Annotated in this window: 21 protein-coding genes; 8 read left to right on the top strand and 13 right to left on the bottom strand. The window is 57.8% G+C overall.

Annotated features, from left to right (window positions below; all coding sequences use genetic code 11):
• Positions 1-174 precede the first annotated feature (174 nt).
• Positions 175-1,521: an MFS transporter gene (locus ABRP31_RS00195; protein ID WP_087271701.1), complete on the top strand. Its 1,347-nt coding sequence runs from the start codon at positions 175-177 to the stop codon at positions 1,519-1,521.
• Between the two features lie 112 nt (positions 1,522-1,633).
• Here the strand turns inward: ABRP31_RS00195 and ABRP31_RS00190 are convergent, their stop codons facing one another.
• On the bottom strand, positions 1,634-2,140 hold the full coding sequence (locus ABRP31_RS00190) for a GNAT family N-acetyltransferase (protein ID WP_349971304.1): 507 nt from the start codon (positions 2,138-2,140) through the stop codon (positions 1,634-1,636).
• Positions 2,141-2,486: 346 nt separating this feature from the next.
• Here ABRP31_RS00190 and ABRP31_RS00185 point away from each other — a divergent pair, with 346 nt between their 5' ends.
• From ABRP31_RS00185 to ABRP31_RS00165, 5 genes are all read left to right on the top strand, one after another.
• Positions 2,487-3,884 (top strand): hypothetical protein, encoded by a 1,398-nt coding sequence (locus ABRP31_RS00185; protein WP_349971303.1) that lies wholly within the window; start codon positions 2,487-2,489, stop codon positions 3,882-3,884.
• Between the two features lie 12 nt (positions 3,885-3,896).
• Complete coding sequence (locus ABRP31_RS00180) at positions 3,897-4,268, top strand: YcfL family protein (RefSeq protein WP_349971302.1); 372 nt, start codon at positions 3,897-3,899, stop codon at positions 4,266-4,268.
• Between the two features lie 38 nt (positions 4,269-4,306).
• Positions 4,307-4,894 (top strand): penicillin-binding protein activator LpoB, encoded by a 588-nt coding sequence (gene lpoB, locus ABRP31_RS00175; protein WP_087271690.1) that lies wholly within the window; start codon positions 4,307-4,309, stop codon positions 4,892-4,894.
• Between the two features lie 3 nt (positions 4,895-4,897).
• A complete protein-coding gene (locus ABRP31_RS00170; RefSeq protein WP_349971301.1) occupies positions 4,898-5,638 on the top strand; it encodes a penicillin-binding protein activator LpoB in 741 nt (246 codons plus the stop codon).
• A gap of 165 nt (positions 5,639-5,803) precedes the next feature.
• Positions 5,804-7,045 carry a nucleoside recognition domain-containing protein gene (locus ABRP31_RS00165; RefSeq protein ID WP_087271686.1) on the top strand — a complete coding sequence of 414 codons (1,242 nt, stop codon included), beginning with the start codon at positions 5,804-5,806 and terminating at the stop codon, positions 7,043-7,045.
• Positions 7,046-7,054: 9 nt separating this feature from the next.
• Here the strand turns inward: ABRP31_RS00165 and ABRP31_RS00160 are convergent, their stop codons facing one another.
• The 5 genes from ABRP31_RS00160 to ABRP31_RS00140 all read right to left on the bottom strand — a co-directional run bounded on the left by ABRP31_RS00160 (position 7,055) and on the right by ABRP31_RS00140 (position 14,118).
• Positions 7,055-8,260 (bottom strand): DUF5924 family protein, encoded by a 1,206-nt coding sequence (locus ABRP31_RS00160; protein ID WP_349971300.1) that lies wholly within the window; start codon positions 8,258-8,260, stop codon positions 7,055-7,057.
• Between the two features lie 240 nt (positions 8,261-8,500).
• Positions 8,501-9,892 (bottom strand): pitrilysin family protein, encoded by a 1,392-nt coding sequence (locus ABRP31_RS00155; RefSeq protein WP_349971299.1) that lies wholly within the window; start codon positions 9,890-9,892, stop codon positions 8,501-8,503.
• A gap of 72 nt (positions 9,893-9,964) precedes the next feature.
• Positions 9,965-11,617, bottom strand: a complete 1,653-nt coding sequence (locus ABRP31_RS00150) for a Na/Pi cotransporter family protein (protein ID WP_087271678.1) — start codon at positions 11,615-11,617, stop codon at positions 9,965-9,967.
• Between the two features lie 338 nt (positions 11,618-11,955).
• On the bottom strand, positions 11,956-12,723 hold the full coding sequence (locus tag ABRP31_RS00145) for a TerC family protein (RefSeq protein WP_087271675.1): 768 nt from the start codon (positions 12,721-12,723) through the stop codon (positions 11,956-11,958).
• 87 nt (positions 12,724-12,810) lie between these two features.
• Positions 12,811-14,118 (bottom strand): CitMHS family transporter, encoded by a 1,308-nt coding sequence (locus ABRP31_RS00140; protein WP_087271672.1) that lies wholly within the window; start codon positions 14,116-14,118, stop codon positions 12,811-12,813.
• A gap of 329 nt (positions 14,119-14,447) precedes the next feature.
• Between ABRP31_RS00140 and ABRP31_RS00135 the strand changes: the two genes are divergently transcribed.
• Positions 14,448-14,849, top strand: a complete 402-nt coding sequence (locus tag ABRP31_RS00135; RefSeq protein WP_349971296.1) for a GFA family protein — start codon at positions 14,448-14,450, stop codon at positions 14,847-14,849.
• A 305-nt stretch (positions 14,850-15,154) separates the two neighbouring features.
• Here ABRP31_RS00135 and ABRP31_RS00130 read toward each other — a convergent pair whose 3' ends face one another.
• The 6 genes from ABRP31_RS00130 to exbB form a co-directional block, all read right to left on the bottom strand.
• Positions 15,155-16,552, bottom strand: a complete 1,398-nt coding sequence (locus ABRP31_RS00130; RefSeq protein ID WP_087271665.1) for an aminoacyl-tRNA deacylase and HDOD domain-containing protein — start codon at positions 16,550-16,552, stop codon at positions 15,155-15,157.
• A gap of 87 nt (positions 16,553-16,639) precedes the next feature.
• Positions 16,640-18,715 carry an ATP-dependent DNA helicase RecG gene (gene recG, locus ABRP31_RS00125; RefSeq protein ID WP_087271662.1) on the bottom strand — a complete coding sequence of 692 codons (2,076 nt, stop codon included), beginning with the start codon at positions 18,713-18,715 and terminating at the stop codon, positions 16,640-16,642.
• An 8-nt stretch (positions 18,716-18,723) separates the two neighbouring features.
• Positions 18,724-19,647, bottom strand: a complete 924-nt coding sequence (locus ABRP31_RS00120; RefSeq protein WP_027900033.1) for a hydrogen peroxide-inducible genes activator — start codon at positions 19,645-19,647, stop codon at positions 18,724-18,726.
• Between the two features lie 91 nt (positions 19,648-19,738).
• Positions 19,739-20,482, bottom strand: a complete 744-nt coding sequence (locus tag ABRP31_RS00115) for a TonB family protein (protein ID WP_349971295.1) — start codon at positions 20,480-20,482, stop codon at positions 19,739-19,741.
• Positions 20,479-20,904: a TonB system transport protein ExbD gene (gene exbD / locus ABRP31_RS00110; protein ID WP_087271656.1), complete on the bottom strand. Its 426-nt coding sequence runs from the start codon at positions 20,902-20,904 to the stop codon at positions 20,479-20,481. The genes ABRP31_RS00115 and exbD overlap by 4 nt, the downstream gene beginning before the upstream one ends.
• Positions 20,905-20,907: 3 nt before the next feature.
• Positions 20,908-21,891, bottom strand: coding sequence for a tonB-system energizer ExbB (gene exbB / locus ABRP31_RS00105; RefSeq protein ID WP_087271653.1), 984 nt, complete (start codon positions 21,889-21,891; stop codon positions 20,908-20,910).
• A 215-nt stretch (positions 21,892-22,106) separates the two neighbouring features.
• Between exbB and ABRP31_RS00100 the strand changes: the two genes are divergently transcribed.
• Positions 22,107-22,961 (top strand): NAD-dependent epimerase/dehydratase family protein, encoded by an 855-nt coding sequence (locus ABRP31_RS00100; RefSeq protein WP_349971294.1) that lies wholly within the window; start codon positions 22,107-22,109, stop codon positions 22,959-22,961.
• Between the two features lie 157 nt (positions 22,962-23,118).
• On the opposite strand, the gene ABRP31_RS00095 is transcribed toward ABRP31_RS00100, so the two are convergent.
• On the bottom strand, positions 23,119-23,853 hold the full coding sequence (locus ABRP31_RS00095) for a hypothetical protein (protein WP_349971293.1): 735 nt from the start codon (positions 23,851-23,853) through the stop codon (positions 23,119-23,121).
• Positions 23,854-23,902 lie beyond the last annotated feature (49 nt).

Genomic DNA, 23,902 nt, shown 5'->3' with positions numbered 1-23,902 from the left:
TTCATGGGTCATTGAAGTCGTATAGCGGCGATCCTGCATCAGATGAAAGTCCACACGTTATGTGTTCGCGCATTTGCCAACAGCGTGTCGGGCAACCCTGCCTTTCAACCTCATTGAGGCCATTCATACGGCGTCACCAAACGCCGTGCTGTACCTAAAAGAAGGACCGGAAAATTGAGCGATCAATCCACTCCGAACACTGCACTCGCCAGATTCTGCGAGAAAACCGGCATCCCCTATCCCATGTTCTGGGGCTTCGTCGGCCTGCTGATCTTCATGATCGGCGATGGCGTCGAGTTGGGTTATCTCTCCCCCTTCCTCAGCGAACGCGGCATGCCTGCCGATGAAATCGCCATGGTCTTCACCATCTACGGTGTCACTGTCGGTATCTCCTCCTGGCTGGCGGGCGCGCTCTCGAACATTTGGGGTCCCAAGCGCGTAATGATTCTTGGCTTGCTGATCTGGAGCGCCTTCGAGGTGCTGTTCCTGATCTACGGCCTGCAAAAACTCAGCTACCCCATGATCCTCCTGACCTACGGCCTGCGTGGCTTCGGCTACCCATTGTTCGCCTACGGTTTTCTGGTCTGGATCGCAGCCGCCACTCCGTCACGCAAAATGGGTATGGCTGTGGGTTGGTTCTGGGTTGCCTATGCAGCCGGTCTGCCGACCCTTGGCTCACTGGTCGCGAGCGTCAGCATCCCGCTGATTGGTGCCATGGCGACGTTCTGGCTGTCTTTCGCACTGGTAGTGGTCGGCGGCGTGATCGGACTGGTGGGCATGCGCGACGCTCACGGCATGAAGCGTCTGGCCCCCGAAGGCGAAAAACCTCTGGTCTCGATGGCCAAGAACATCACCATCATGTGGGAAATGCCCAAAGTGTCGCTTGCCGGTCTGGTGCGCGTGATCAACACCTCGTCGATGTTCGGCTTCCTGGTGATCATGCCGGGCTTCTTCATGCACACCGTAGGCTTCAGCCTCGAAGAATGGCTGCGACTGCTGACCATCGTGTTTGTGTTCAACATCATCGGCAACCTCGCTTCCAGCATCATCAGTACCCGGATCGGTTATCGCAACACGATCCTGTGGCTGGGCGCCGTCGGCAGCACGATCAGCACGCCGCTGTTCTTCTTCATGCCGCAGGCGTTCCCGAATGACTTCCTGATCGCATCCATTTTTGGTGCCCTCTACGGTTTGACGCTGGCCTGTTTCGTGCCGCTTTCGGCACTCGCGCCAGCCCTCGCTCCGCAGAACAAAGCTGCCGCATTGTCTGTCTTGAGCCTTGGCGCAGGTGCTTCGACCTGGGTCGGCCCAGCCGTCGTCGCGATCTTCCAGGACAGCTTCGGTCTGGCTGGCGTGGTCTGGGCATTCACTGGCCTGTACGCCCTGAGCGCAGTCATGACCGCCTTCCTGCGCGACCCGGAACCGGTGTTCGAACCGACGCTGACCAAGACCAAGCGCAAAGTTAAAGTCCGCGCGCCACGTCTTGATTATCGTTGGGCGCATGCGGAGCAGAATAGGTAAGAGTTTTCGCAAACCTTGTGGGAGCAGGGCTTGCCCGCGACACAGTTACCGCGGATTTCAAGCTCACCGCGTCAGCTTTATCGCGGGCGAGCCCTGCTCCCACAAAAGCGACTCAGGCTCTGCGCAGCACATAAAACTTGCTGTCCACCTTCATCACCGGAAAGCTCTCCGGCAACGCTTCTTTCGCCACGTCCACAAACCCGTGTTTTTCGTAAAACCGGTGTGCAGCGAGGAATTTGTCGGTAGTGCCCAGATAAATTTCCTGCACGCCCCGTTGCCACGCCTCTTCAAGCAATGTGCTGAGCAACTGCGCCGCCACCCCAAACTCACGGCCACGAAAGGGCGCTGCGACGAACATTTTGCGCAGGGCTGTTTGCTGTGCGCCGATGTCTTTGAGGCCGATGGTACCGATCACCTGGCCTTCATGCTTGGCAACCCAGAAGTCGCCGTTACCGACCTGATAGAAGTCGGGGATGGCTTGTAGATCCGGTTGGTCTTCGGCGGTTATGGCGATGCCGAATTCTTCACGCTGAATGGGCAGGATGACGTCGATCACGCCCTGGCGGTCGGCGGGCTGGAAACGGCAAATCTGGATATCGCTGGCGATTGAGGCTGGCAAAACAGGGGTCTCCTTGATCTCAACACAACAACTGGAAATCAAGATACTTGCATAGCGGCGTCGTTCGCATAACCCCCTCTTGAATCAGGGTAAAGACACACAGTGATGACCTAAATGTGTGAGGCAATTCTCTTCACCAGCGTAGGAATTGGCCTAAAAACCTGTGAGCCATCAAAAAGCCATTGTCAGCGCTGGAATGCCGCTTATAATCCCGCGCCCTTGGCTGCAAACGACATCCGCTCGCAACAAGGACCTCATGAGTAGCCAACAAACGGCTGCTTACTCAAACGGATTTGTATAGCGGCTGACTCAGTCCCTGCTATCGATTTCAGGGAATGAACACTCCATGTCTTCTCGTGCCTTGACTGCGCTTGCGCTGTTTGCCGCTGTGCAACTGGCGGGCTGCTCTGCCTTCCGTAGCTACGACACCGAACTCAAAGAAACCAACCTGCAGCTTGCCAGTGGCAACGTTGACGGTGCGTTGGGCGTGCTGGAGAAGAACAACACCAGCGCCGACAAGGATCTGCTTTATTACTTCGAGAAGGGCGAACTGCTACGCGCCAAAGGCGACCTGGCTGGCAGTCAGACCGCGTGGCGCAGCGCAGATCAGGTGGTGTATCAGTGGGAAGAGTCGGTCAAGCTCGATACCGACAAGTACCTGGCCCAGTTCGGTAGTTTTCTGGTCAACGACAAGGTCCGTCGTTACGAAGGTTACGACTACGAGAAAGTCATGCTGACCACGCAGATGGCTTTGAACCTGCTGGCGAAGAACGACTTCGAAGGCGCCCGCGTCGAGATCAAGAAGACTCACGAACGTGAAGCAGTAATCGCAGAGCTGCGTGACAAGGAATATCTCAAGAGCGAAGAGGAAGCCGAGACCAAAGGCGTAAAAACCCAGTTCAAGGACCTGCAGGGCTATCCCGTAGCTTCCCTTGACGCCCCAGAAGTCGTGGGTCTGAAAAACAGTTACCAGAGTGCGTTCAGCCATTACCTGTCCGGCTTCGTATACGAAGCCATGGGCGAAAAAGGCCTCGCTGCACCGGGCTATCGCAAAGCAGCCGAGCTGCGCCCGAACACCCCACTGCTGGATGAAGCGCTGCTCAAGCTTGACGACAAGGAAAGCAAAGACGGCTATAGCGAAGTGCTGATCGTGGTGCAGAGCGGCTTTGCTCCAGCCCGTGATTCGGTGCGTATTCCGCTGCCATTGCCAATCAGCGGCAATCTGGTGATTACTCCGCTGTCGTTCCCGGTGATCAAACCCGACACCACCACAGCAGCCTTCACCCAGATCGGCCTCGACGGCCAGCAGATCAACCTGACCAAGCTCAACAGCACCACTGACATGTCCCGCCGCGCCCTGCGCGATGACATGCCGGGGATCATTCTGCGTACCACGGTTCGCGCCATTACTCGCGGCGTCGCACAGAAGCAGATCAATGATGTGAATCCGCTGGCCGGTCTGGCCGTGGGCATCGCCTCAGCCATTACCGAGGGGGCAGACACTCGCACATGGCGCACGCTGCCCGATAACACGCAAGTTGCCCGCCTGCGTCTGCCACAAGGCATGCACACCGTAATCCTGCCTTCCACCACCGGCGGCACTCACGTGCAGGTCAAGGTTGATCAGCGCTATCAAGTCGTCGCCCTGCGGGCAATTGGCAATCAGGTTTACACCGATGGCCTGATGGCTCAGGTAACGCCATCGACTGCGCCACAAGCCATCGCGACCACCAAACAACCCTGACGGAGACCTTCCATGCGTATCAAGATTCTTGGCGTGCTTGCTCTGGCCCTGCTCGCCGGATGCGCCACCCCACCGCCACCTGCGCCTGGCAGTGCCGCCAGCAAAGTGGTGTCGATGGGCAACATGAAAAACATTGAGGTGGGCGCCATGCGCGTCGCCCGTGAAAACGGTTTCCTGACCGTCAATGTGCAGCTCAATAACACCAGCAGTTACAACAAGCAGATGTACTACCGCTTCGCCTGGCTGGGGAACGATGGTTTCCCGGTGTCCGACGCCGAGAGCTGGAAGAGCACGACGCTGTACGGCAATCAGACCAGCTACCTGCCGGCGATTGCACCGACGCCGAAAGCCACTGACTTTCGCCTCGAAGTGAAGACGCCTTGATCCGCCTCCCATATTGCTCAGTTGAAGAGAACTACCGCATGTTTATCCGCTTTTGCTCCATCGCCGCTGTCGCCCTGCTGGCTACAGGTTGCGCCAACAACTCGCCATCGCTGGGCAGCAAGAACATCAGCTACGGCGACACTAAAGCTGTTGAAACCGTCACCAACGAATTCGGCTCCACCGACCTGCAAATGATCGCCGAGTCCATGACCCGCTCCCTGGCTCAATCCGGGATCCTGCAAGGTCGTCCGGTTGTTCAGGTCTACGACGTGAAGAACAAGACCAGCGAGTACATTGATACCCGCGAAATCACCACGTCGATCAAAACCCAGTTGATGAAGTCCGGCACTGCCCGCTTCGCCAGCGATAACACCGAAATGCAGAGCCAGGTCGACCAGCTCAAGTTGCAGAACCAGAGCGGCCTGTACAAGAAATCGACGGTCAGCAAGACGGGCAACATGATCGCTGCCAAATACCGTCTCGAAGGCTCGATCAGTTCCATCGTCAAGCGCAGTGCTGATTACAAAGACGTCTTCTACAAATTCAGCCTGCAACTGATCGATGTAGAAAGCGGTCTGGCCGAATGGATGGACGAGAAAGAAATCCGCAAAACCACGGAGCGTTAAACAATGCGTGCATGGATGGGTATCGTCGGCCTGATGTGCGCCTTTGGCGTTCAGGCTGCACCGAAAATCGCGGTGACGGATTTGGCTTTTCAGGAACGTGTGGAGGCTTATATCCACACCGTTTCGGCAAAGAGCAACATGCAAGCTAGCTACTACAATGCCAGCGGGTCATCCAGCTACGAAGAGTACGAGGCGCGCTACAGCTACATCGAGCAGAGCGAGCTGCGCAAATTCAGCGGTGACATCAAGGGCGAGATTCTCAAGTCCGGCATGTTCCAGCTGGTGCAGGGAACACCGTACACCGCCAAATCCAAAGAAGACGTTTATGACGTCATCAAGCGCATCAAGAACGGCAGCTTCAAGGGCGCGGATTACGTGTTGTTCGGCACCGTATCGGATATCGACTTTCAGCAGGACATCGGTGAGCTGGCGAACACCAACAGCTATTCGGCGATTCTTGGCCTGACGCTGGTGGCCGATTTCAGCTTGATCAACACCCGCACCTTTGAAATCACCTCGGCATTCACTGCGATGGGTGAAGGTCAGGACACCAAGCTGGTAAACAGCCGCGACATCAAGGTTTCACTGAATCGTCCCCGCGTGGTGCGCGATGTGTCCAAGTCCATTGGTGTAGATGTTGCCCGCCAACTGCGCGAGCAGCTGCGTGGCGAAGTGGAATACACCGGGCAGCCACTGCCACAAAACAACCTGCCAAGGGATGAAGCGCCGAAGATTCTGCGCTAACACATCAAGCGGACACGCTCTATGCAGGCGCTACCGAAGGCGGCGAGTCAGGAAAATCCTTTCGCAGCCTTCGGCAGCACCTACAAAAGAGTAAGGCGACGTCGCAAGGGTTTGTTGTTTGCCCCCGCACCGCTATCATCGCGGCATCTTGCGGGGGACTTGTGAATGCTTAACGCTCTATGGCTCGGTTTTTTCCTGATTGCAGCAATCTCCGCATTCGGCCAGTGGCTGATTGGTGGTAACGCTGGAATTTTTGCGGCCATGGTTGAAAGTATCTTCGCCATGGCCAAGCTGTCGGTTGAAGTCATGGTGCTGCTGTTCGGCACGCTGACGCTGTGGCTGGGTTTTCTGCGGATTGCGGAGAAAGCCGGAATCGTCGATTGGCTGGCAAAAGTCCTGGGGCCGTTGTTCCTGCGCTTGATGCCGGAAGTGCCTGCGGGTCACCCTGCCCTTGGCCTGATCACGCTGAACTTCGCCGCCAACGCGTTGGGCCTGGATAACGCGGCAACGCCTATCGGCCTCAAGGCCATGCGCTCCCTGCAGGAACTCAATCCTAGCCAGACTGCCGCCAGTAACGCACAGATTCTGTTTCTGGTACTCAACGCCTCTTCGCTAACCCTGCTACCCGTCTCGATTTTCATGTATCGCGCGCAGCAAGGCGCAGTCGACCCCACCCTGGTGTTCTTGCCGATCCTGCTGGCCACCAGTGCCTCAACGCTGGTGGGCTTATTGTCCGTGGCGTTCATGCAGCGCCTGCGACTGTGGGACCCGGTCGTGCTGGCCTACTTGATTCCCGGCGCATTGATCCTCGGCGGCTTCATGGCATTGCTGGCAACGATGTCGGCGGCAGCTTTGGCGGGTCTCTCTTCCATCCTCGGCAATCTGACACTGTTCGGCCTGATCATCCTGTTTCTGGTGATCGGTGCGCTGCGTAAGGTGCAGGTCTATGAAGCGTTCGTTGAAGGCGCGAAGGAAGGTTTTGACGTCGCCAAAGGCTTGCTGCCGTATCTGGTGGCCATGCTCTGTGCCGTCGGTGTGCTGCGAGCCTCGGGCGCTTTGGACCTGGGCCTGGAAGGCATTCGGCATCTGGTTCAGTGGTTGGGGCTGGATACACGCTTTGTCGATGCGTTACCCACTGCGATGGTCAAGCCGTTCTCGGGCAGCGCCGCCCGGGCACTGCTTATCGAGACCATGCAAACCCAAGGTGTGGACAGCTTTGCAGCACTGGCTGCCGCGACGATTCAGGGCAGTACCGAAACCACCTTCTATGTACTGGCGGTGTACTTCGGTGCCGTCGGCATTCAGCGCGCACGTCACGCTGTAGGCTGCGCGCTGTTGGCCGAACTTGCCGGCGTGATCGCTGCAATCATGGTCACTTACTGGTTCTTCGGCGCAACTGCGCAGTAAGCGTCAGGGTTACTGAGCGGCGGGCTCGGCATTATCAGGTTTGGCATCAGGCTCGGCCGCCTCAGGCTGAGCCTTTTCAGGCTCTTTTGCCTCGGGCTCTGAACGCTGCGGCGCAGGCTCATCAGCCGCACTGTTGCGGTCATCGCCACCCGGTTTGAGACGGATTATCCGGCCAGAAGGTCGAGTGACAGGCGCCTGATCAGTCTCGGTCACTTCGAAACGCAGCACGCCGATCATCTGCCCGTCTTCGGTCAGCACCCTCACCTGCCACTTACCTACAGCGTCCTGTGGGAAATTGCGTTTGTGGGTCCACGCTCGGTAGCCTTCTTTGCGGCCACCATGAATATCCAGCGCAATCCGGTCGACTTCTTTGCCGTTGTGCCGCCACACGTGGTAAATCCGCTCATCCAGACCACGCGGCGCATTGATCGCGGTGTAGGCATACAGACCACTGGTGCGCACCTGTTTAGCGCTGACCTCAGTGACACTGTCGGTTGGGGTGCGGTTCTTGTTATCAAAATCAGTACTGACCGCCACTTCGGTGAGCCACAGCGTCGCGGGCGGTACCCAGGAGCGCAGCAACCAGCCAGCGCCGCCAATCATCAAAATCGTGACCACCACCCCTACTCCGCGCCGCCAACTGGTGACCGGAAAACTCGATATCAGGCTGGGGAATGACAGCAGCATCGCGATGCCCAGCGACAGCTTGTAACTCTCCGCGGTGGTCAGGTGCAGGATGATCGGCAGCGCAGTGAGCAACGCCGCGAACAGCGTCAGCGTGTGCAAGGCCATGAACAGCCAGCGCCGCGGAGCGAGCCATTTGTAGTACAACGGATCAATGATGGAAATCAGCCCCGCCGCACCCAGCATCCCGGTAAAAATCGCCTGGGCGCTGTTCCACGTGGTGGTGATGAAGAAGAACGGCAGAACGAAGAACAGACTTTCCTGGTGAATCATCTGCGTGCCGTAACGCAATATTCCTTCGGGAATCTTGCGTTTGAACACTTTGGTGAACAGCACCATGGCGCTGCCTTCGACCATCAGCCACAGCCAGCTAAGCAGCATCACCACAGCAATCCAGGTAGCCAGACCTTCCTGACGGTCCACCAGAATGAAGCTGGCAATACCGGAAATGAAACCACCCGCCGCAATGAGCCCCGGATAACGCTTCATCAGTTCAACGATGCGGACGATCAGGGATTTCCATTGAGGCATTTCAGCGATTCACTTGGTGGTAGGGGAAAAGGGTCAGCAGGATAACAGCGCTGCCAGCGAATTCATTGTTCGGTGTTCTGATACCGCGATCTCGGAAGCTGCGCTGGCGGCACGGCTAATACAAAACCCTGTAGGAGTGAGCTTGCTCGCGATAGCAATTCATCAATCAGAACAACTTTGCCTGATTAAACATTATCGCGAGCAAGCTCACTCCTACAGGTCCAATGTTTGCCGCGAGACTCAAGTGTCCACAACGCGCCGACGATAAGCACTTACTCGCCATCCCACCAGCAGCACCAGAAAACCCAACACGGCCGTTGTCAGCCAGAACAAACCGTCATAACTCAGCAACGACTGCTCGGTCCGCCAGTAGCTTTTCTGTTTGAGCAATTCGCGCAGCGCACGGTTGGCGTTGTCGAGGCTGACGGCCTTGTAACGCTTACCCGGATCAGCGAAGCGGCCATTCTCGTAGTCGTTGAGCGCGCCCCAGTAATAATCCGCCAATGCACTGTTGCCCTGCACCGCCCAGGCCTGCTTGGCGATGGTGGCTTGTTTGACACGGGCAAAGGCTGCCGGGTCCAGGCCGTCAGTCTGTAACCGCTCAAGCATTGCGCGAACATATTCCTTCGCTTGATCGACGTCGTCGCGCTCAAGGTCAGCATTCAGGCTCATGAAGCCGCTGCCACCGAAAACCTCACGGTCGACCCATGGCCCGTATGACAAACCATGCTTGAGGCGCAAATCACTATAGAGCGCCCATTCCAGATAGTCGCTGACCAACTCCAGCGTTTCATCGTGCTGATCGTCGAGCAACGGCTCCTTGAAAATCAGGTGCAGCCGCGCCGCATCCCCCAACGCTCCCCGAATCAGCGTGCGGTCTTTTTCAGCGTTGTCATTGGCCTCCGCCAAAGGAGGATGCTCGATAGGATCAAGCGCATCCAGCTCACCAAAAGTACGTTCGAGATAGCCGGGTAGCAGCCGATCCAGATCGCCAACCATGACCAGTGTCATGTTGTTGGGCGCGTACCAGCTACTGAATACCTCTTGCACCTGCTCCAGCGTGATGTGATCGACCTGAGGGCGCTCGGCGCACTTGAGGCCCATCTCCACAGCCAACTGACTGCTGGCGCTGTGACCCAGGTCCTTACGGTCCAGCCAGCGTTGCAAATGAGAGTAGTGACCGCCGTCCTCGCGCTCGACGATACGTTTGACGGTGTCGAGGTCGGCCTGATCGAAGTGAGTTTTGGTCATCACGTCCATTAACAGGTCCAGCACCTTGCGCTGATTCTGGGCCGGGGCCTCGATCACAAATGTGGTGTCAGTGTTGCTGGTGAACGCGTTCCAGTCACCGCCCAGCGCCTGCATGCGCTCTTCCAGGCCACCTTCACCCGCATCATCGATACCGCTGAACAGCAAATGCTCCAGCAAGTGCGGCAGCTCTTTGTCTTCACAGGGAAAATCATCGAAACCAATGCCGACCACCAAACGAATGGCCACATGACCTTTTTCATAGCCGGGCTTGAGCAGCAGTTGCAAACCGTTGGGCAGCAAATAGCCCTCGACCTGAAAACGGTCGAGAGCAGAGGAAGGCAGTGCGATCAAAAACAGACAAGCGAACAGCAGGCAACGCATAAAACATTGCTTCCTTGCGGGCCAGTATGTCTAACAGACTTCGGTGTGCCCGGTACGTTCACACCGTGTCCCTTATGCTGGCTGCTCGGGCTCGCTTTCGCTGGACAGCGCACCGGTGTCGGCGGTTTCCAGCACAGCATAGGCGCTGCTGCAAAACAGTGAGTTGAGACGCTTCATATCGGCAATCAGCTCCAGGTGCAGCGAGCTGGTTTCAAGGCTCTGCACCACTTTGCGTTGCAGGCGACTGACGTGGGCGTGCGCCAGACGCCGCTCCTGAGCGCGGAAGCGACGCTTCTCACGTAACAACTGACGAGCGCTTTCCGGATCACTGCTGAGGAACACCGACAGGCCCAGACGCAAGTTGGACAGCAACTGCGACTGCAGGCCCGCCAGCTCTTCCAGCCCGACCTCGGAGAACGAGCGCCGCTGTGAGGTTTTCTGCTGCTGGATTTTGCGCAGCATGCGCTCGATCAATCCGGCAGCCAGTTCGAGGTTGATGGTCAGCTCGATGATTTCCGCCCAGCGTCGATTGTCCTGCTCGCCGAGATCCTCGCGGGGCATCTGCGCCAGATACAGCTTGATCGCGCTGTACAGCGCTTCGACGTCATCGTTGAGGCGACGCATTTCCTGAGTCATCGAGGTTTGCGTACCGCGCAATACTTCCAGCATCGAGCCGAGCATGCCCTCGATCAAGTCACCCATACGCAGGGTTTCGCGCACCGCATTAGCCAGCGCCAGACTTGGCGTAGACAGTGCAGTCAGGTCCAGATGGCGTGGCGTGGCCAGCCCGTTGACCTCGGGACGCTCCGGCAAAATAACTGAACACAGCCGAGCCATAGGGCCGACGGTGGGGAGCATGATCAGGCAGCGGGCTGTGTTGTAGATCAGGTGGAAGCCAATAACCATGTCTTGGGGGCTGAAGCCCAGGCTGTCGATCCAGTGCACCAGCGGATCAAGTACCGGAATCACCAATAACAGGCCAAACAGTTTGTAGAGCAAGCTGCCCAACGCCACTTGGCGACCGGCAACGTTCTGCATGCTGGTGCTCAGGAAAGCCAGCATGCCACTGCCGATGTTGGCCCCTATTACCAGGCCGATCGCGACCGGCAGACTGATGATTTCAGCGCCAGCCAGCGTCGCAGTCAGCAGCACGGCGGCAAGACTGGAGTAGGAAATCATCGCGAACAACGCGCCCACCAACGCATCGAGCAACAAATCGCCGGTCAGCGAAGCGAATAGCACCTTCACGCCCGCGTTCTGGGTGATCGGTGCGGCGGCGGCGACGATCAATTGCAGCGCCAGCACAATCAGCCCCAGGCCGATTGCAACGCGCCCCATCTGACCAAGACGGGTCTGTTTGCGCGACAGGAAGAACACCACGCCCAGGAAAATGAGCAGTGGCGACAGCCAGGACAAATCGAACGTCAGGATGCGCGACATCAAGGCCGTGCCGACATCAGCACCCAGCATGATTGCCAGGGCAGGCGTCAGTGCCATCAGGCCCTGGCCGACAAATGAAGTCACCAGCATGGCGGTGGCGTTGCTGCTCTGTACAACCGCGGTCACCAGAATACCGGCGATGAATGCCAGCGGACGCTTGGACATGTTCTGGCTAATAACCTGGCGCAACTGCGCGCCGTACACGCGCAAGATGCCGGTACGAACAATGTGAGTGCCCCAGATCAGCAAGGCCACGGCCGAAAGCAAATCGAGCAGGGTCAGCATACGGAAAGCCCCCTGTGGTGTGCCCATGCGGGCAAGAAATTGAAGGTGCAGCGAATGACGCGCGTAATGGGCCTTACTAACCTTTAGTCGGCCTTTGGCTTAAATGCCAGCATTGCATGGCATTAGCCCCATTGAAACAAATCTGTAATAAATCAGCCATATACATTTCCCTGACACCACACTGCCGCGCAGCAGATATTGGACCTGTAGCACCACGCGGCCGCGATAGCGGTGTATCCGACAGACCGCCATCGCTCCCTCGCGTTGCTCATAAGCCTACAAATACTGCAAAAAAAAGGGGCGCATCAGTGCGCCCCTTTTTTCAGCGACACACCGGCTTACTGGCCCGGAACGTCCTTACGCAGTTTTACAGGCTCGCTTTGGGCCTTCTTCTTCGCATGCGCGATGCGCATTTTGATGTTGATGGCTTCAACAGCAAGCGAGAACGCCATGGCGAAGTACACGTAGCCTTTAGGCACATGCACATCAAACGCTTCGGCGATCAAGACGGTACCGACGACGATCAGGAACGACAGCGCCAGCATCTTCAGCGATGGGTGCTTCTCGATGAAGTCGCTGATGGTGCCTGCACACAGCATCATCACCAGTACGGCAACCACGATGGCAGCAACCATGACCGGCACGTGGGAAACCATGCCGACAGCGGTAATGACCGAATCCAGCGAGAACACGATGTCGATGATCGCGATCTGAATGATGGTGTAGATGAACTTGCCACCCTTGCCACCCGGTTCTTCTGCCGATTCTTCTTCGCCTTCCAGACCGTGGTAGATCTCTTGCGAGCTTTTCCACAGCAGGAACAGACCACCGAAGAACAGGATCAGGTCGCGCCCCGAAATACCCTGGCCCATTACAACGAACAGGTCAGCAGTGAGGCGCATGACCCACGTGATCGACAGCAGCAACAGGATGCGCGTGACCATGGCCAGCGCCAGGCCGAAAATCCGGGTGCGCGCCTGCATGTGCTTAGGCATGCGGCTGACCAGGATCGAGATCATGATGATGTTGTCGATGCCCAGGACGATTTCCAGGGCAGTCAGGGTAAAGAAAGCAATCCATATTTCAGGACTGGTCAGCCATTCCATTTTGTAATCCTTTGAGCGTTTAAACTTTTGCGGCCCAGGCCCGACGGTGAAGACCGGGACATGGGCCGCAAAACAAGTGAGCCGACTTTATAGACTGCTGTAGAAAGGAAAGATCCCCATCAGCAAAGCGGCAACCATTATGCACAGGCAAACCAGAACTGCCCACTTCAAGGTGAAGCGCTGGTGATCGCCGAACTCGATACCGGCCAGAGCTACCAGCAAGTAAGTCGAAGGAACCAGCGGGCTGAGCAGGTGAACCGGCTGACCGACGATGGAGGCACGAGCCATTTCCACCGGCGAAATACCGTAGTGAGCAGCCGCTTCAGTCAGTACCGGCAACACGCCAAAGTAGAACGCGTCGTTGGACATGAAGAAGGTGAACGGCATGCTGACCAGTGCAGTAATGACCGCAAGGTAAGGGCCCATTGCGTCCGGAATCACTGCCAACAGGCTCTTGGACATGGCATCAACCATCCCAGTGCCGGTCAGAATGCCGGTGAAGATACCCGCAGCGAAGATCAAACCAACCACTGACAGCACGCTACCGGCGTGAGCCGCGACACGGTCTTTCTGATCCTGCATGTTCGGGTAGTTGATGATCATCGCGATACTGAACGCGATCATGAACAGCACTGGCAGCGGCAACAGGCTCATGATCAACGAGATCATCAGCACCAGAGTCAGTGCACCGTTGAACCAGATCATCTTCGGACGGCGGGCATCCGGGAACTGCGAAACGCTGATTTCGCTGTGATCGGCTTCATCGCCCTGCAGATGCAATTCGCCCAAGCGAGCGCGCTCACGTTTGCCGTAGAAGTAGGCGATCAGCAGCAGTGCAACCACACCGGCGAACATGGCCGGAATCATCGGTACGAAAATATCGGATGCTTCCACATGCAACGCACTGGCTGCGCGAGCGGTCGGCCCACCCCATGGGGTCATGTTCATGATGCCGCCCGCCAGAATGATCAGGCCGGCCATGATCCGTGGGCTCATACCGATGCGGCTGTACAGCGGCAGCATGGCCGCGACGCAGATCATGTAAGTCGTTGCGCCGTCACCATCCAGAGAAACCACCAGTGCCAGCACCGCAGTGCCCACCGAAACTTTCATCGGGTCGCCTTTGACCCACCTCAGAATCTGACGTACGGCCGGGTCGAACAGACCGGAGTCGATCATCAACGCGAAGTACAAAATGGCGAACATCAGCATGACGCCAGTCGGCGCAAGCTTGGTGATGCCGGCGAGCATCATCGGGCCGATTTCAGTCGCGAAACCGCCGAAGATAGCAAACAGGATCGGGACCAGAATCAGAGCAATCAGCGCGGAAAGACGCTTGCTCATGATCAGGTACATGAAAGCAATGACCATGGCAAAGCCAAGGAAGGTCAACATAGTAAATACTCCAGGCGGTACGCGATTGGCTAAGGCGAAAGGCTAATCAGCTCAAAAAGAGCGGCGCAGGGAGTGGGGGCGAAAGCGGGGAATGCAGCAGGGCACTAGAGCACATCAGGGTCACCATTTGTTGTTGTTAACTGGGCCTTTGTACGTCGTGAAACGCACATGTGGCTGACCGGTCTGTTGCCGGCGGTGGGTGGATGCTAATCGGCCAAGCTTTCATTCAGCTTTCGCCGCTGAAACCTTTGAGCGACCAAGACTAAAGACGAATGTGTAACGAAGAGGTCAGAAGCTTTACCAGCCATTGCACAACGAGGGGGACAGAAATGGGCCAGATCACTACCGGCGGCTGCCATTGCGGCAACCTGCGCTATCAGTTCGATGCGCCACTGCGGGACATCGCTCACTGCCATTGCTCAATCTGCCGACGCACGTCGGGCGGGATTGTAATGACCTGGATTTCGATACCGGTCACTTCATTCGAATGGACCGAAGGCAGCCCGACCACCTACGACTCCGGCCCGACCTGCGTCCGCTACTTCTGCAATAACTGCGGTGCCCAACTGGCGTTGCTCTCGCGCAACAGCCCACAAGACATCGACGTGACTGTCGCCACCTTCGACCACCCGGAGCTGGCACCCGCCGACCGGCATATCTGGACGGAAAACCGCCTGCCGTGGCTGCATCTGGATGAGCAGTTGCCGGGGGAGGCAGAGGAGACTGTTTAAACGCAAGCGATTGTGGGAGCAGAGCTTGCTCGCGACAAGGGCACTGCGATCTAAAGTAAAACGCGTCCAGCCTTATCGCGGGCAAGCCTCGCTCCCACAGGTTTTGCGCAAGACTCAATATTGGAGCGATGACGCGGGACCGGCCGGAGGGCGAATCGCCTGCCGTGGCTGCACAGGGATCTGACACACCACAGCGTGTAAGGTGGATGTTAACTGTAGGAGCGCTTGCCCGCGATTGCGTCAGGTCAGTCGACGAAGATGTCAGCTGACTGTCCGAATCGCGGGCAAGCGCGCTCCTACAGGGATCAGCTAGAAAACTGCGAAGCCAGTTCCCGCAGCAGCACTTCAGCTTCGAGTACTTTGCGTACCGACTCTTCGGCCTTCTCGCGGGTAAGGCTCAAGCGGGCGAACAGTTCATCCGGAATCTCTTCCTTGGGGCCCGAACCGATGCCGTTCTGGCGCAACAGACGTACCGAGAGATAAACCAGGTTCGCATAGGCGCTGTGTTCGCCGTCATAAGTCGGGTCGTGCTGAAAGCGCAGGGCTGTGCATAACTCATCCGGCATATCCCAGTAGCGCATAAGCCAGGAACCCATCTGCTCACGGCTGATGCCCAGCAAATGTTGCTCCACATAGCTGTGGTGCAGATGCGGGTTGACCTCCAGTTGACGGCAGATCAACGAGAAATGCGGCGGAAATACGTGGGCCAGCAGCAGATAACCAAAGTTGTGCAGCAACCCGGCCAGATAAGTCAGGCCCGCTTCAGGGCGCTGTGCACGAGGCATCGCACGGGTAAGACCTTCGATAACCGCAGCTGTGTAAATCGACTGCTGCCAATAAGGCGTGGTCTGCTGCGGGTGATCCTTGGGCAGGCTGAGTGTCTTGCCCAAGGCCAGACCCAAGGCCAGATTGATGACCAGATCAAAACCCAAAACGCGCACGATGGCGTCTTCGACCGAGCGAATCTTGCCGGTAGACGCGTAGTAAGGCGATGCCGCCCAGCTCACCACCTGTGCCGCCAGCGCCGGATCGGTCTCGACCACGCCAGTGATGTCATCAATGGTCGCATCGGGGTCGACACGCAGCTTGATGATCTTCTGCGCGGTTTCGGCCAGTGGCGGAATTTCCAGGGTCGCTTCCAGACGCTGCTGGATGCGGCGCGCCGTAAAGGCTTGCATGGCCTGGGTGATTTCTTCGCGATCATCATCAGGACGATCAAGATTGGGATGAATCGTGCTCAGCAGCTCACCGAAATGGGCAGCGCTGGCCTTGCTCAACATGGTCTTGAAGTCTTCGCTGCTGATTTCCAGCAGGATGCCGGGCTCACCCGAGCCAATCAGCACTGACGGTTCTTGCAGCAAACGATCGTCATACAGGCACGGCGAGCTGGTCAGGGCAGGCAAGCCCGGCAGCACTTGCAGGCTGTGCTTGGCCAGCATCTTCAACATTCGCGAGTGAGGAACGGCCACCAGTTTGCGACCGGTCAGCTCGGTAATGCGGCTGAGGTCCAGCAATTGGCTTTGCGGGAACAGGATCAGAAGTGCACCAACGGCATCTTCGACCAGAACCGCCTGGACTCTACGTGCTGCTGGCAGCTGCGGGGAGTCATCAACCTCGCGGTAGCTGATCGCTAGTTTGCCAAGCAACTGCCGAATGACGGACGGGGCGTGAGGCGCTTCATCGACGTGGGCAACTTCTGTCATGACGGGTATCCAATTTCCTACAGTCGCTGAAGTATAACCAGCTTGGGTGTTTCCGGTGTGATGCGATCATCAAAGCGACGATTTGCATCACACCTGACCGTATTGCTGGCCGTGACGTAACCAGCGTTCCAGCAGCGGGCTGACATGTTGCGGCCAGCGCTCAATCAGCGCCTGAGCCGCGTCGCGCACGGCGGGCAACAGGTCTGCGTCGCGCATCAGGTCGGCCACTTTGAATTGCAACAGGCCGGTTTGCCGAGTACCGAGCATCTCGCCAGGGCCGCGCAATTCCAGATCCTTCTCGGCAATCACGAAGCCATCGTTGGTTTCACGCATGATGCCCAAACGCTGGCGGCCTATTTGCGAAAGCGGCGGATGATAAAGCAGCACGCAATGGCTGACAGCACTGCCTCGCCCAACCCGGCCGCGCAGCTGGTGCAGTTGAGCAAGGCCCAGTCGTTCGGGGTTCTCGATGATCATAAGACTGGCATTGGGCACGTCCACGCCCACCTCGATCACGGTGGTCGCCACCAGTAATTGCAGCGCACCCTGCTTGAACTCGGCCATGACGGCAGCTTTTTCAGCAGGCTTCATGCGTCCATGGATCAAACCAACCCGGAATTCACCCAAGGCGCTGGTCAGCTCTTCGAAGGAGGTTTCCGCCGCCTGACACGTCAGTTCTTCGGACTCCTCGATCAACGTGCAGACCCAATACGTCTGCCGACCTTCGGCACAGGCCGCACGTACCCGCTCAATCACTTCGATACGCCGAGTGTCGACCACCAGCACGGTATTGACCGGAGTACGTCCGGGCGGCAGCTCATCGAGGATCGAAGTGTCCAGATCCGCGTAGGCACTCATCGCCAGCGTGCGTGGAATCGGTGTGGCGGTCATGATCAGTTGGTGCGGACACATCAGGCCGCCCACACCTTTTTTTCGCAGCGCCAGACGTTGCTGCACACCAAAACGGTGTTGCTCGTCGATGATTACCAGCGCGAGATTCTTGAATTGCACTTCGTCTTGAAACAACGCATGGGTGCCGACCACCATCGGCGTGCCGCCTGCGATCTGCTCCAGAGACGAGACTCGCGCCTTACCCTTGAGCTTGCCCGCCAGCCAGGCGGTTTCAATACCCAGCGGTTCCAGCCAGCGCTTGAAGTTGATGTAGTGCTGCTCGGCAAGAATCTCGGTCGGCGCCATCAATGCGACCTGATAACCGGCCTCCAGCGCCTGCAACGCGGCCAATGCAGCCACCACGGTTTTACCCGCACCGACATCCCCCTGAATCAAACGCAGCATTGGCTCCGGCTGACTCAAGTCGTAGGCAACTTCCTTACCCACACGCTGCTGAGCACCCGTGGGCGCAAAGCCAAGATTGGCGAGAAACTGTTTCGGCAACTTTTTAGCCAACGGCAACGCCGGAGCACGTTGCGAACGCAGGCTTTCCCGCAACCGTTGCTGAGACAGTTGATGGGTCAGCAACTCCTCAAATGCCAGGCGGTGCTGGGCCCAGTGATGACCAAGGGCAAGTTCTTCAACATCGGCGTCTGCAGGCGGGTGATGCAGGTAACGGATCGCGTCATCCAGCGGCGCAAGTTGATAGTCCCGGGCGAGTTCTTCAGGCAGCCAGTCGGGCAGGCTTTTTGGCCCGAGCATGGTCAACGTTTGCTGGCTTAACTGGCGCAAGCGTTGCTGGGTCAGGCCTTCAGTCGTAGGGTAGATCGGCGTGAGCGTTTGTTCGACAGGCGCAGGCTCGCTGCCGGTCAGCGCACGGTATTCCGGGTGATAGATCTCAAGACCTGAAGCACCGGGCCGCGCCTCTCCGAAACAACGGATGTGGGTGCCGCGCTTGAGTGCGTCTTTCTGCGCGTTACTGAAGTGATAAAACCTCAGGCTCAGGCTTCCGGTGCCGTCGTTCAGACGCACCAGCAGGCTGCGTCGTTTGCCCATCACCACATCAGCGCCGCTGACTGTCCCCTCAATCACCGCGTCCTGACCGGGACGCAACTGGCCGATAGGCACGACACGGGTCCGGTCCTGATAACGCAGCGGCAAGTGAAACAATACGTCCTGCAGATTTTCCAGACCGACCTTGGCGAGCTTCTCGGCCATGGCCTCGCCGACACCCTTCAGCGCGGTGACCGAGACTTGAGACAACTCGCTCATCGGGCCACTCAGCTCGCTTGGGTTTTCGGACGTGCCACAGAGCACAGACGCACGGAGTCAGCGAGGATCTCAATCGCCTTGGGCCGCGGGAAGCTGGCGCGCCAGGCGATCGCTACGGTACGGAACGGCACCGGCGGCGTCAGCGGACGCACTTCAATCACGCCAGGCGCGTAGTGATGGCTGTCTACTGCGGACATCGGCAGGATCGAAATACCAAGACCAGACGCAACCATATGGCGAATGGTTTCCAGCGAGCTGGATTCCACCGTGGTGTGTTTGGCACCTTCGCTACCCTTGGTCAGGGTCGGGCAAGCCTCAAGCACCTGATCACGGAAGCAATGACCTTCGCCCAGCAGCAACAGGCTCTTGTCGTTGAGCGCCGAGGCGTCGATGGTTTCTTTCTGGGTCCACGGGTGATCAGCAGGCATCAGGACGTAGAACGGCTCGTCATAAAGCTGCATGGTCAGCACGTCGGCTTCGTTGAACGGCAGCGCGATGATGATCGCGTCCAGCTCACCGTTACGCAGTTTGTCGCGCAGCACGTGAGTGAAATTCTCTTCGATGTACAACGGCATTTGCGGGGCGACCCGGTGCAGTTGCGGAATCAGATGCGGGAACAGGTAAGGGCCTACGGTATAGATTGCACCGACCTTGAGTGGCGCAGTCAGCTGGTTTTTACCAGCCTGGGCCAACTCACGGATACCTTGGGCTTGTTCCAGAACCTTTTGTGCTTGAGCGACGATGCCTTCACCGACTGGCGTCAGACGCACAGCACTCTTGCTGCGCTCGAAGATAAGCACACCAAGTTCATCTTCAAGCTTTTTGACGCCCACCGATAAAGTCGGCTGGCTGACGTGACAGCGTTCGGCAGCGTGGCCGAAATGCTGTTCCTGAGCGAGGGTAACGATGTAGCGCAATTCTGTGAGAGTCATAACGTGCGTCCATGAAGTTGCGGCCCCAGCATAGCGGCTGCAATCGATAGACGCACGTTATCAAGTGACTGCGTTGTATCAAAATTGCGACTTAACGCTTATCCAGGGAATAAACGAACGGAGCCAGAATCTCGATAGTGCCGTTGTTCAACGTTTCCGCAGGAGGTTTCGGCAATGGCTGGGCACGACGGATCATCTCCATGGTGGCCCGGTCAAGCGCCGGACTGCCTGAACTGCTGGCGATCGAGTACGAAAGAACGTTGCCATCCGCATCGACCACAAAGCGCATACGGGCGACCCCTTGCGTACCACTGCGACGAGCTTGCTCCGGATACTTTTTGTACTTCGCCAGATGCTTCAGCAAATCGCTCTGCCACGTAGGTAACGCATTGCTCGGCGGCGCAGGCTGACTGGGCGGAGTTGGCGCAGCCGATTTCTCGACCTTGGCTGTCGTCGGCGGTGTATCGACCGGCTTCTCGTCGGCGGGCAAATCCTTCGGCGGCTCAGGCTTTTTCACCGGCTTTGGCGGCTGCGGCTTGGGCTTTGGCTTGACCACAGGCTTGGGCACGGCGATTTCTGCTTTCTCAACTTCAGCCACCTTGGGAATGATTTCTTCCTCGGGTGCTGGAGGCTGGGGCGGCTGAACCACTTGCGGCGGTGGTGGCGGCGCCGGTTCTGGCTCGGGTGCCAGCTCAACCATCATGGCCGCCGGAGGCAGCTCGATAGCTTCGGATGCAGGCCAACGAAGCGCGACTACAATCGCGATGGCATGCACGGCCAGCACCAACAACAGACTACCGCTATAGCGCGTCAGTTTTTGGCGCGTACTGATCATTTCTTACCAACCGTCTCTAGACCGACCAGACCGACTTTGAGGTAGCCCGCAGAACGTAAGGCGTTCATGACTTCCATCAGGTCGCCGTAATCCACGCCTTTATCCGCCTGGAAGAAAATCGTGGTGTCCTTCTTGCCCTTGGTCCTGGCATCAAGAACCTGACCCAGTTGCTCACGAGCAACCTTGTCGTCGCCCAGATACACGCTCTGGTCAGCCTTGACGCTAAGGAAGACCGGTTTCTCGGGCCTTGGCTGCGGTTTGGCGGTAGAAGCAGGCAGGTCGACTTTGATATCCACCGTCGCCAACGGCGCTGCCACCATGAAGATGATCAACAGTACCAACATGACGTCGATGAACGGCGTGACGTTGATTTCGTGGTTTTCGGCGAGATCGTCGTCGCCTTCTTTCAGATGCATGCCCAAGGTTTAGCCCACCTTGACCATGTGCGGCGATTGAGTACGGTCAGCGGTCGGCTGGTGATCAAGATCACGGCTGACCAACAACAGAACCTGTGCCGAGGCATCGGAAACCTGAGCTTTGTAACCGGCGATGGAGCGGGCGAAGACGTTGTAGATAACGACCGCTGGAATCGCAGCAACCAGACCCAATGCGGTAGCCAGCAGGGCTTCGGCGATACCCGGTGCAACAACAGCGAGGTTGGTGGTCTGGGTTTTGGCGATACCGATGAAGCTGTTCATGATGCCCCACACGGTACCGAACAGACCTACGAACGGCGCGGTCGAACCGATGGTCGCGAGAACTCCGGTACCCATGCTCATGTTACGACCGCAGGCGGCAACCAGACGCTCAAGACGGAAGCTCACGCGCTCTTTGATACCTTCACGTTCGCGGCTGTTCACCGACAAACGCATCTCTTCCATGGCGTCATGCACCAGAAGATTGGCTAGCGTGCCTTCTTTGGCTGCGCTCTCGCTGGCTTCGGACAGGGTACGAGCCTTTTTCAGATTGGCGATTTCGGTGCGCAGACGACGCTTGGCGCCCAGCAATTCGAAACCCTTGGCGATCCAGATAGTCCAGGTAATGATCGATGCGATCGCTAGACCGATCATTACGGCCTTAACGATGATGTCAGCATTCTGGTACATGCCCCAAGGCGACAGGTCGTGGGACATGCCGAGGCTGTTATCCTCTGGCTCGACAATCGCAGGGCCTTCGACGGGTGCTGCGCCGTCCTGAGCAACCGGTGCAGTGGTTTCCGCCGACGGCGCAGTGGTCGTAGCCGGAGCGGTCACTGGAGCAGGGGAAGCGGCTGGATTGGTTGGAGCAGCCTGACCAGCGAAAGCTGCAGGCGCAAGCATCAGGCTCAGCAGCAGCGCTGCAATACCACGCCATGCACGCGACAGGCTGGGTAGCTGGGTTGGCGAAGCGGGGGAGGTAGTACGTGTCATGCTGGCCGGACCTGAGTAAAGAAAATGTGGGTCGCTCTGCTACGTCGCGCTATGCGTTCGACGCCTGGAAGAGAACAAACGGGCCGGTATTATTGCAAGTAATTCTTGTTAACAAAAGTAATAGAGTATCTTTTTTTCCATCATAAGCATCTGACTGGTCAGCTTTGACCCATGTTTCAGGCCGTCTGGCCCGCATTGTTTGTAGGGAGTCCAACATGTCTACACCTTCTGTCCTGATCGCTGGCTGCGGCGATATCGGAAGCCGTCTGGCCACGCAGTTGCTGTCTCTGGGCTGGGTCGTGCATGGCTTGCGCCGCACCATTTCCTTGCTGCCCGAAGGCGTGAATGGCGTGGCTGGCGACTTGTTCAGCTCGACGATTCCCACTACTTGGCCCGCTACAGCCATCGATTATCTGGTGTATTGCGCCACGCCCACCGAGCGCGATGAGGCGGGCTATCGCGCCGCCTATGTTGAAGGCCAGCAGCGGGTGCTTCACTGGCTGAACGAGCGTGGTCAGCAACCGAAGCGGGTGATCTTTGTATCCAGCAGCGGTGTTTATGGCCAGCAAAACGGAGAGTGGGTGGACGAAACATCGCCAACCGAAGCCGACACCTTCTCAGGCAAGATCATGCTTGAGGCCGAGCAGGTCGCGCTGAACAGCGGCTTCCCAGCCACCATCGTGCGCTTGACCGGCATTTACGGCCCCGGCCGCAATGATCTGTCGAACCGGGTGCGCCAGGGTTACAGCGTGACAATCGACCCGCCGTTATATGGCAACCGGATACACGCCGACGACGCCGCGGGATTGCTCGCTTTGCTACTGAAGTCAGACGCTCAGGGTGTCGCGCTCGAGAATTGCTACATCGGGGTGGACGACGCGCCTGCCCCCCTGGCCGAAGTTGTGCAATGGATACGCGAATATCTGGGCGTGACGCATTGGGCCGAGGGTGCCGCCGTGCGCCGGGCGGGCAGTAAACGATGCCGCAATGCGAGAGCCAAAGCATTGGGCTGGGTGCCGAGGTATCCGACTTACAAGGAAGGGTATGAGGCGTTGCTGGGGTCTGATTGAACGGCGATTCTTGTAGGAGCTCACGAGCACCGCGAGGCAGCGATGGCGTCCTGTCTGATACACCGTTATCGCGGCCTCGCGGTGCTCGTGCGCTCCTACAGGTTCAATGTTTGCCTCATGACAGCGCATTGCCTGAGACAAAAAACCGTGCAGCCGATCAATTCAACTCAAGCAACCAGCGGCGCGGGCCTGGGCGTAGCTCTGGCATCTGGTCTGCTTCTGCCACATTGACGGCCTGGAAAATCTCCAGCTGCTTCCCTTTGCGAGAGAAAATCCACGGATTGCCCTGTTCGTTCTTCTCCAGCCACATGCTGTCGTACTCGCCGCTCATAGCTGCGCAATCGCCAGCCAGGCACAACGCGTAGCGGTCATTGTCCGGCAAGCCCTGAATGCTGCCATCTGGCTTGAACTGCACGGTGTTGCCCTGACCGTCGCCGCTGACGATGGTCCATTTGCCGCCCATGTAGGCGTTGTACAACGCAGCTTCGAAGCTGGCACCGGTCGGCGCACCTTCGGCAGCAGGGGTTTTCGGCTGCTCGAATCGTTGCTCCGGGCCTGATTCACTGGCGGCCTGGATTAACTGATCACCCTTGACCTGCAAGTCTTCGACGAAGTTGTAGTAATCAATGCGCAGCTTGCCATTGGCAGCGCTGGTGATTTTACCTTCGCCCACTTCAAAGCCATTGGAGTACAGAGCCTGGCTGGTTTTGGTGTCGAGCTGCCATTCCAGGTTCGGACCGTTGGCAAGCAAAGCCTGACGCAGGTTGTCGCCTTTCACGGCAGCTTCGATCGCCGCCTGATTGATCCACGTGCCATCTGGGTTGCGGTCAGCGTGGCTGGCACAGCCGCTCAAAAAAACGGCAGTCAGCGAGAGGGCAAGCGCAAAGCGCATAGCAGGTCCTTCCTTAATCAGCTGCGGCGGGGAGCCAAGGGCTAACCCC

Source organism: Pseudomonas caspiana, assembly GCF_040224095.2.
GTDB lineage: Bacteria > Pseudomonadota > Gammaproteobacteria > Pseudomonadales > Pseudomonadaceae > Aquipseudomonas > Aquipseudomonas caspiana.
The sequence above is the reverse complement of the archived record's forward strand: the minus strand, read 5'-3'. Positions and strand labels throughout refer to the sequence as shown.

What these genes read in the sequence shown, in the direction of transcription:
- ABRP31_RS00165 (WP_087271686.1), top strand. Translation starts at nt 5,804, where the DNA reads ATGCTTAACGCTCTATGGCTCGGTTTTTTCCTGATTGCAGCAATCTCC.
- ABRP31_RS00155 (WP_349971299.1), bottom strand. Translation starts at nt 9,892, where the DNA reads ATGCGTTGCCTGCTGTTCGCTTGTCTGTTTTTGATCGCACTGCCTTCC.
- ABRP31_RS00145 (WP_087271675.1), bottom strand. Translation starts at nt 12,723, where the DNA reads ATGGAATGGCTGACCAGTCCTGAAATATGGATTGCTTTCTTTACCCTG.
- recG (WP_087271662.1), bottom strand. Translation starts at nt 18,715, where the DNA reads ATGAGCGAGTTGTCTCAAGTCTCGGTCACCGCGCTGAAGGGTGTCGGC.
- ABRP31_RS00180 (WP_349971302.1), top strand. Translation starts at nt 3,897, where the DNA reads ATGCGTATCAAGATTCTTGGCGTGCTTGCTCTGGCCCTGCTCGCCGGA.
- ABRP31_RS00170 (WP_349971301.1), top strand. Translation starts at nt 4,898, where the DNA reads ATGCGTGCATGGATGGGTATCGTCGGCCTGATGTGCGCCTTTGGCGTT.
- ABRP31_RS00140 (WP_087271672.1), bottom strand. Translation starts at nt 14,118, where the DNA reads ATGTTGACCTTCCTTGGCTTTGCCATGGTCATTGCTTTCATGTACCTG.
- ABRP31_RS00130 (WP_087271665.1), bottom strand. Translation starts at nt 16,552, where the DNA reads ATGACAGAAGTTGCCCACGTCGATGAAGCGCCTCACGCCCCGTCCGTC.
- ABRP31_RS00135 (WP_349971296.1), top strand. Translation starts at nt 14,448, where the DNA reads ATGGGCCAGATCACTACCGGCGGCTGCCATTGCGGCAACCTGCGCTAT.
- ABRP31_RS00095 (WP_349971293.1), bottom strand. Translation starts at nt 23,853, where the DNA reads ATGCGCTTTGCGCTTGCCCTCTCGCTGACTGCCGTTTTTTTGAGCGGC.
- ABRP31_RS00120 (WP_027900033.1), bottom strand. Translation starts at nt 19,647, where the DNA reads ATGACTCTCACAGAATTGCGCTACATCGTTACCCTCGCTCAGGAACAG.
- ABRP31_RS00185 (WP_349971303.1), top strand. Translation starts at nt 2,487, where the DNA reads ATGTCTTCTCGTGCCTTGACTGCGCTTGCGCTGTTTGCCGCTGTGCAA.
- lpoB (WP_087271690.1), top strand. Translation starts at nt 4,307, where the DNA reads ATGTTTATCCGCTTTTGCTCCATCGCCGCTGTCGCCCTGCTGGCTACA.
- exbB (WP_087271653.1), bottom strand. Translation starts at nt 21,891, where the DNA reads ATGACACGTACTACCTCCCCCGCTTCGCCAACCCAGCTACCCAGCCTG.
- ABRP31_RS00150 (WP_087271678.1), bottom strand. Translation starts at nt 11,617, where the DNA reads ATGCTGACCCTGCTCGATTTGCTTTCGGCCGTGGCCTTGCTGATCTGG.
- ABRP31_RS00100 (WP_349971294.1), top strand. Translation starts at nt 22,107, where the DNA reads ATGTCTACACCTTCTGTCCTGATCGCTGGCTGCGGCGATATCGGAAGC.
- ABRP31_RS00115 (WP_349971295.1), bottom strand. Translation starts at nt 20,482, where the DNA reads ATGATCAGTACGCGCCAAAAACTGACGCGCTATAGCGGTAGTCTGTTG.
- ABRP31_RS00160 (WP_349971300.1), bottom strand. Translation starts at nt 8,260, where the DNA reads ATGCCTCAATGGAAATCCCTGATCGTCCGCATCGTTGAACTGATGAAG.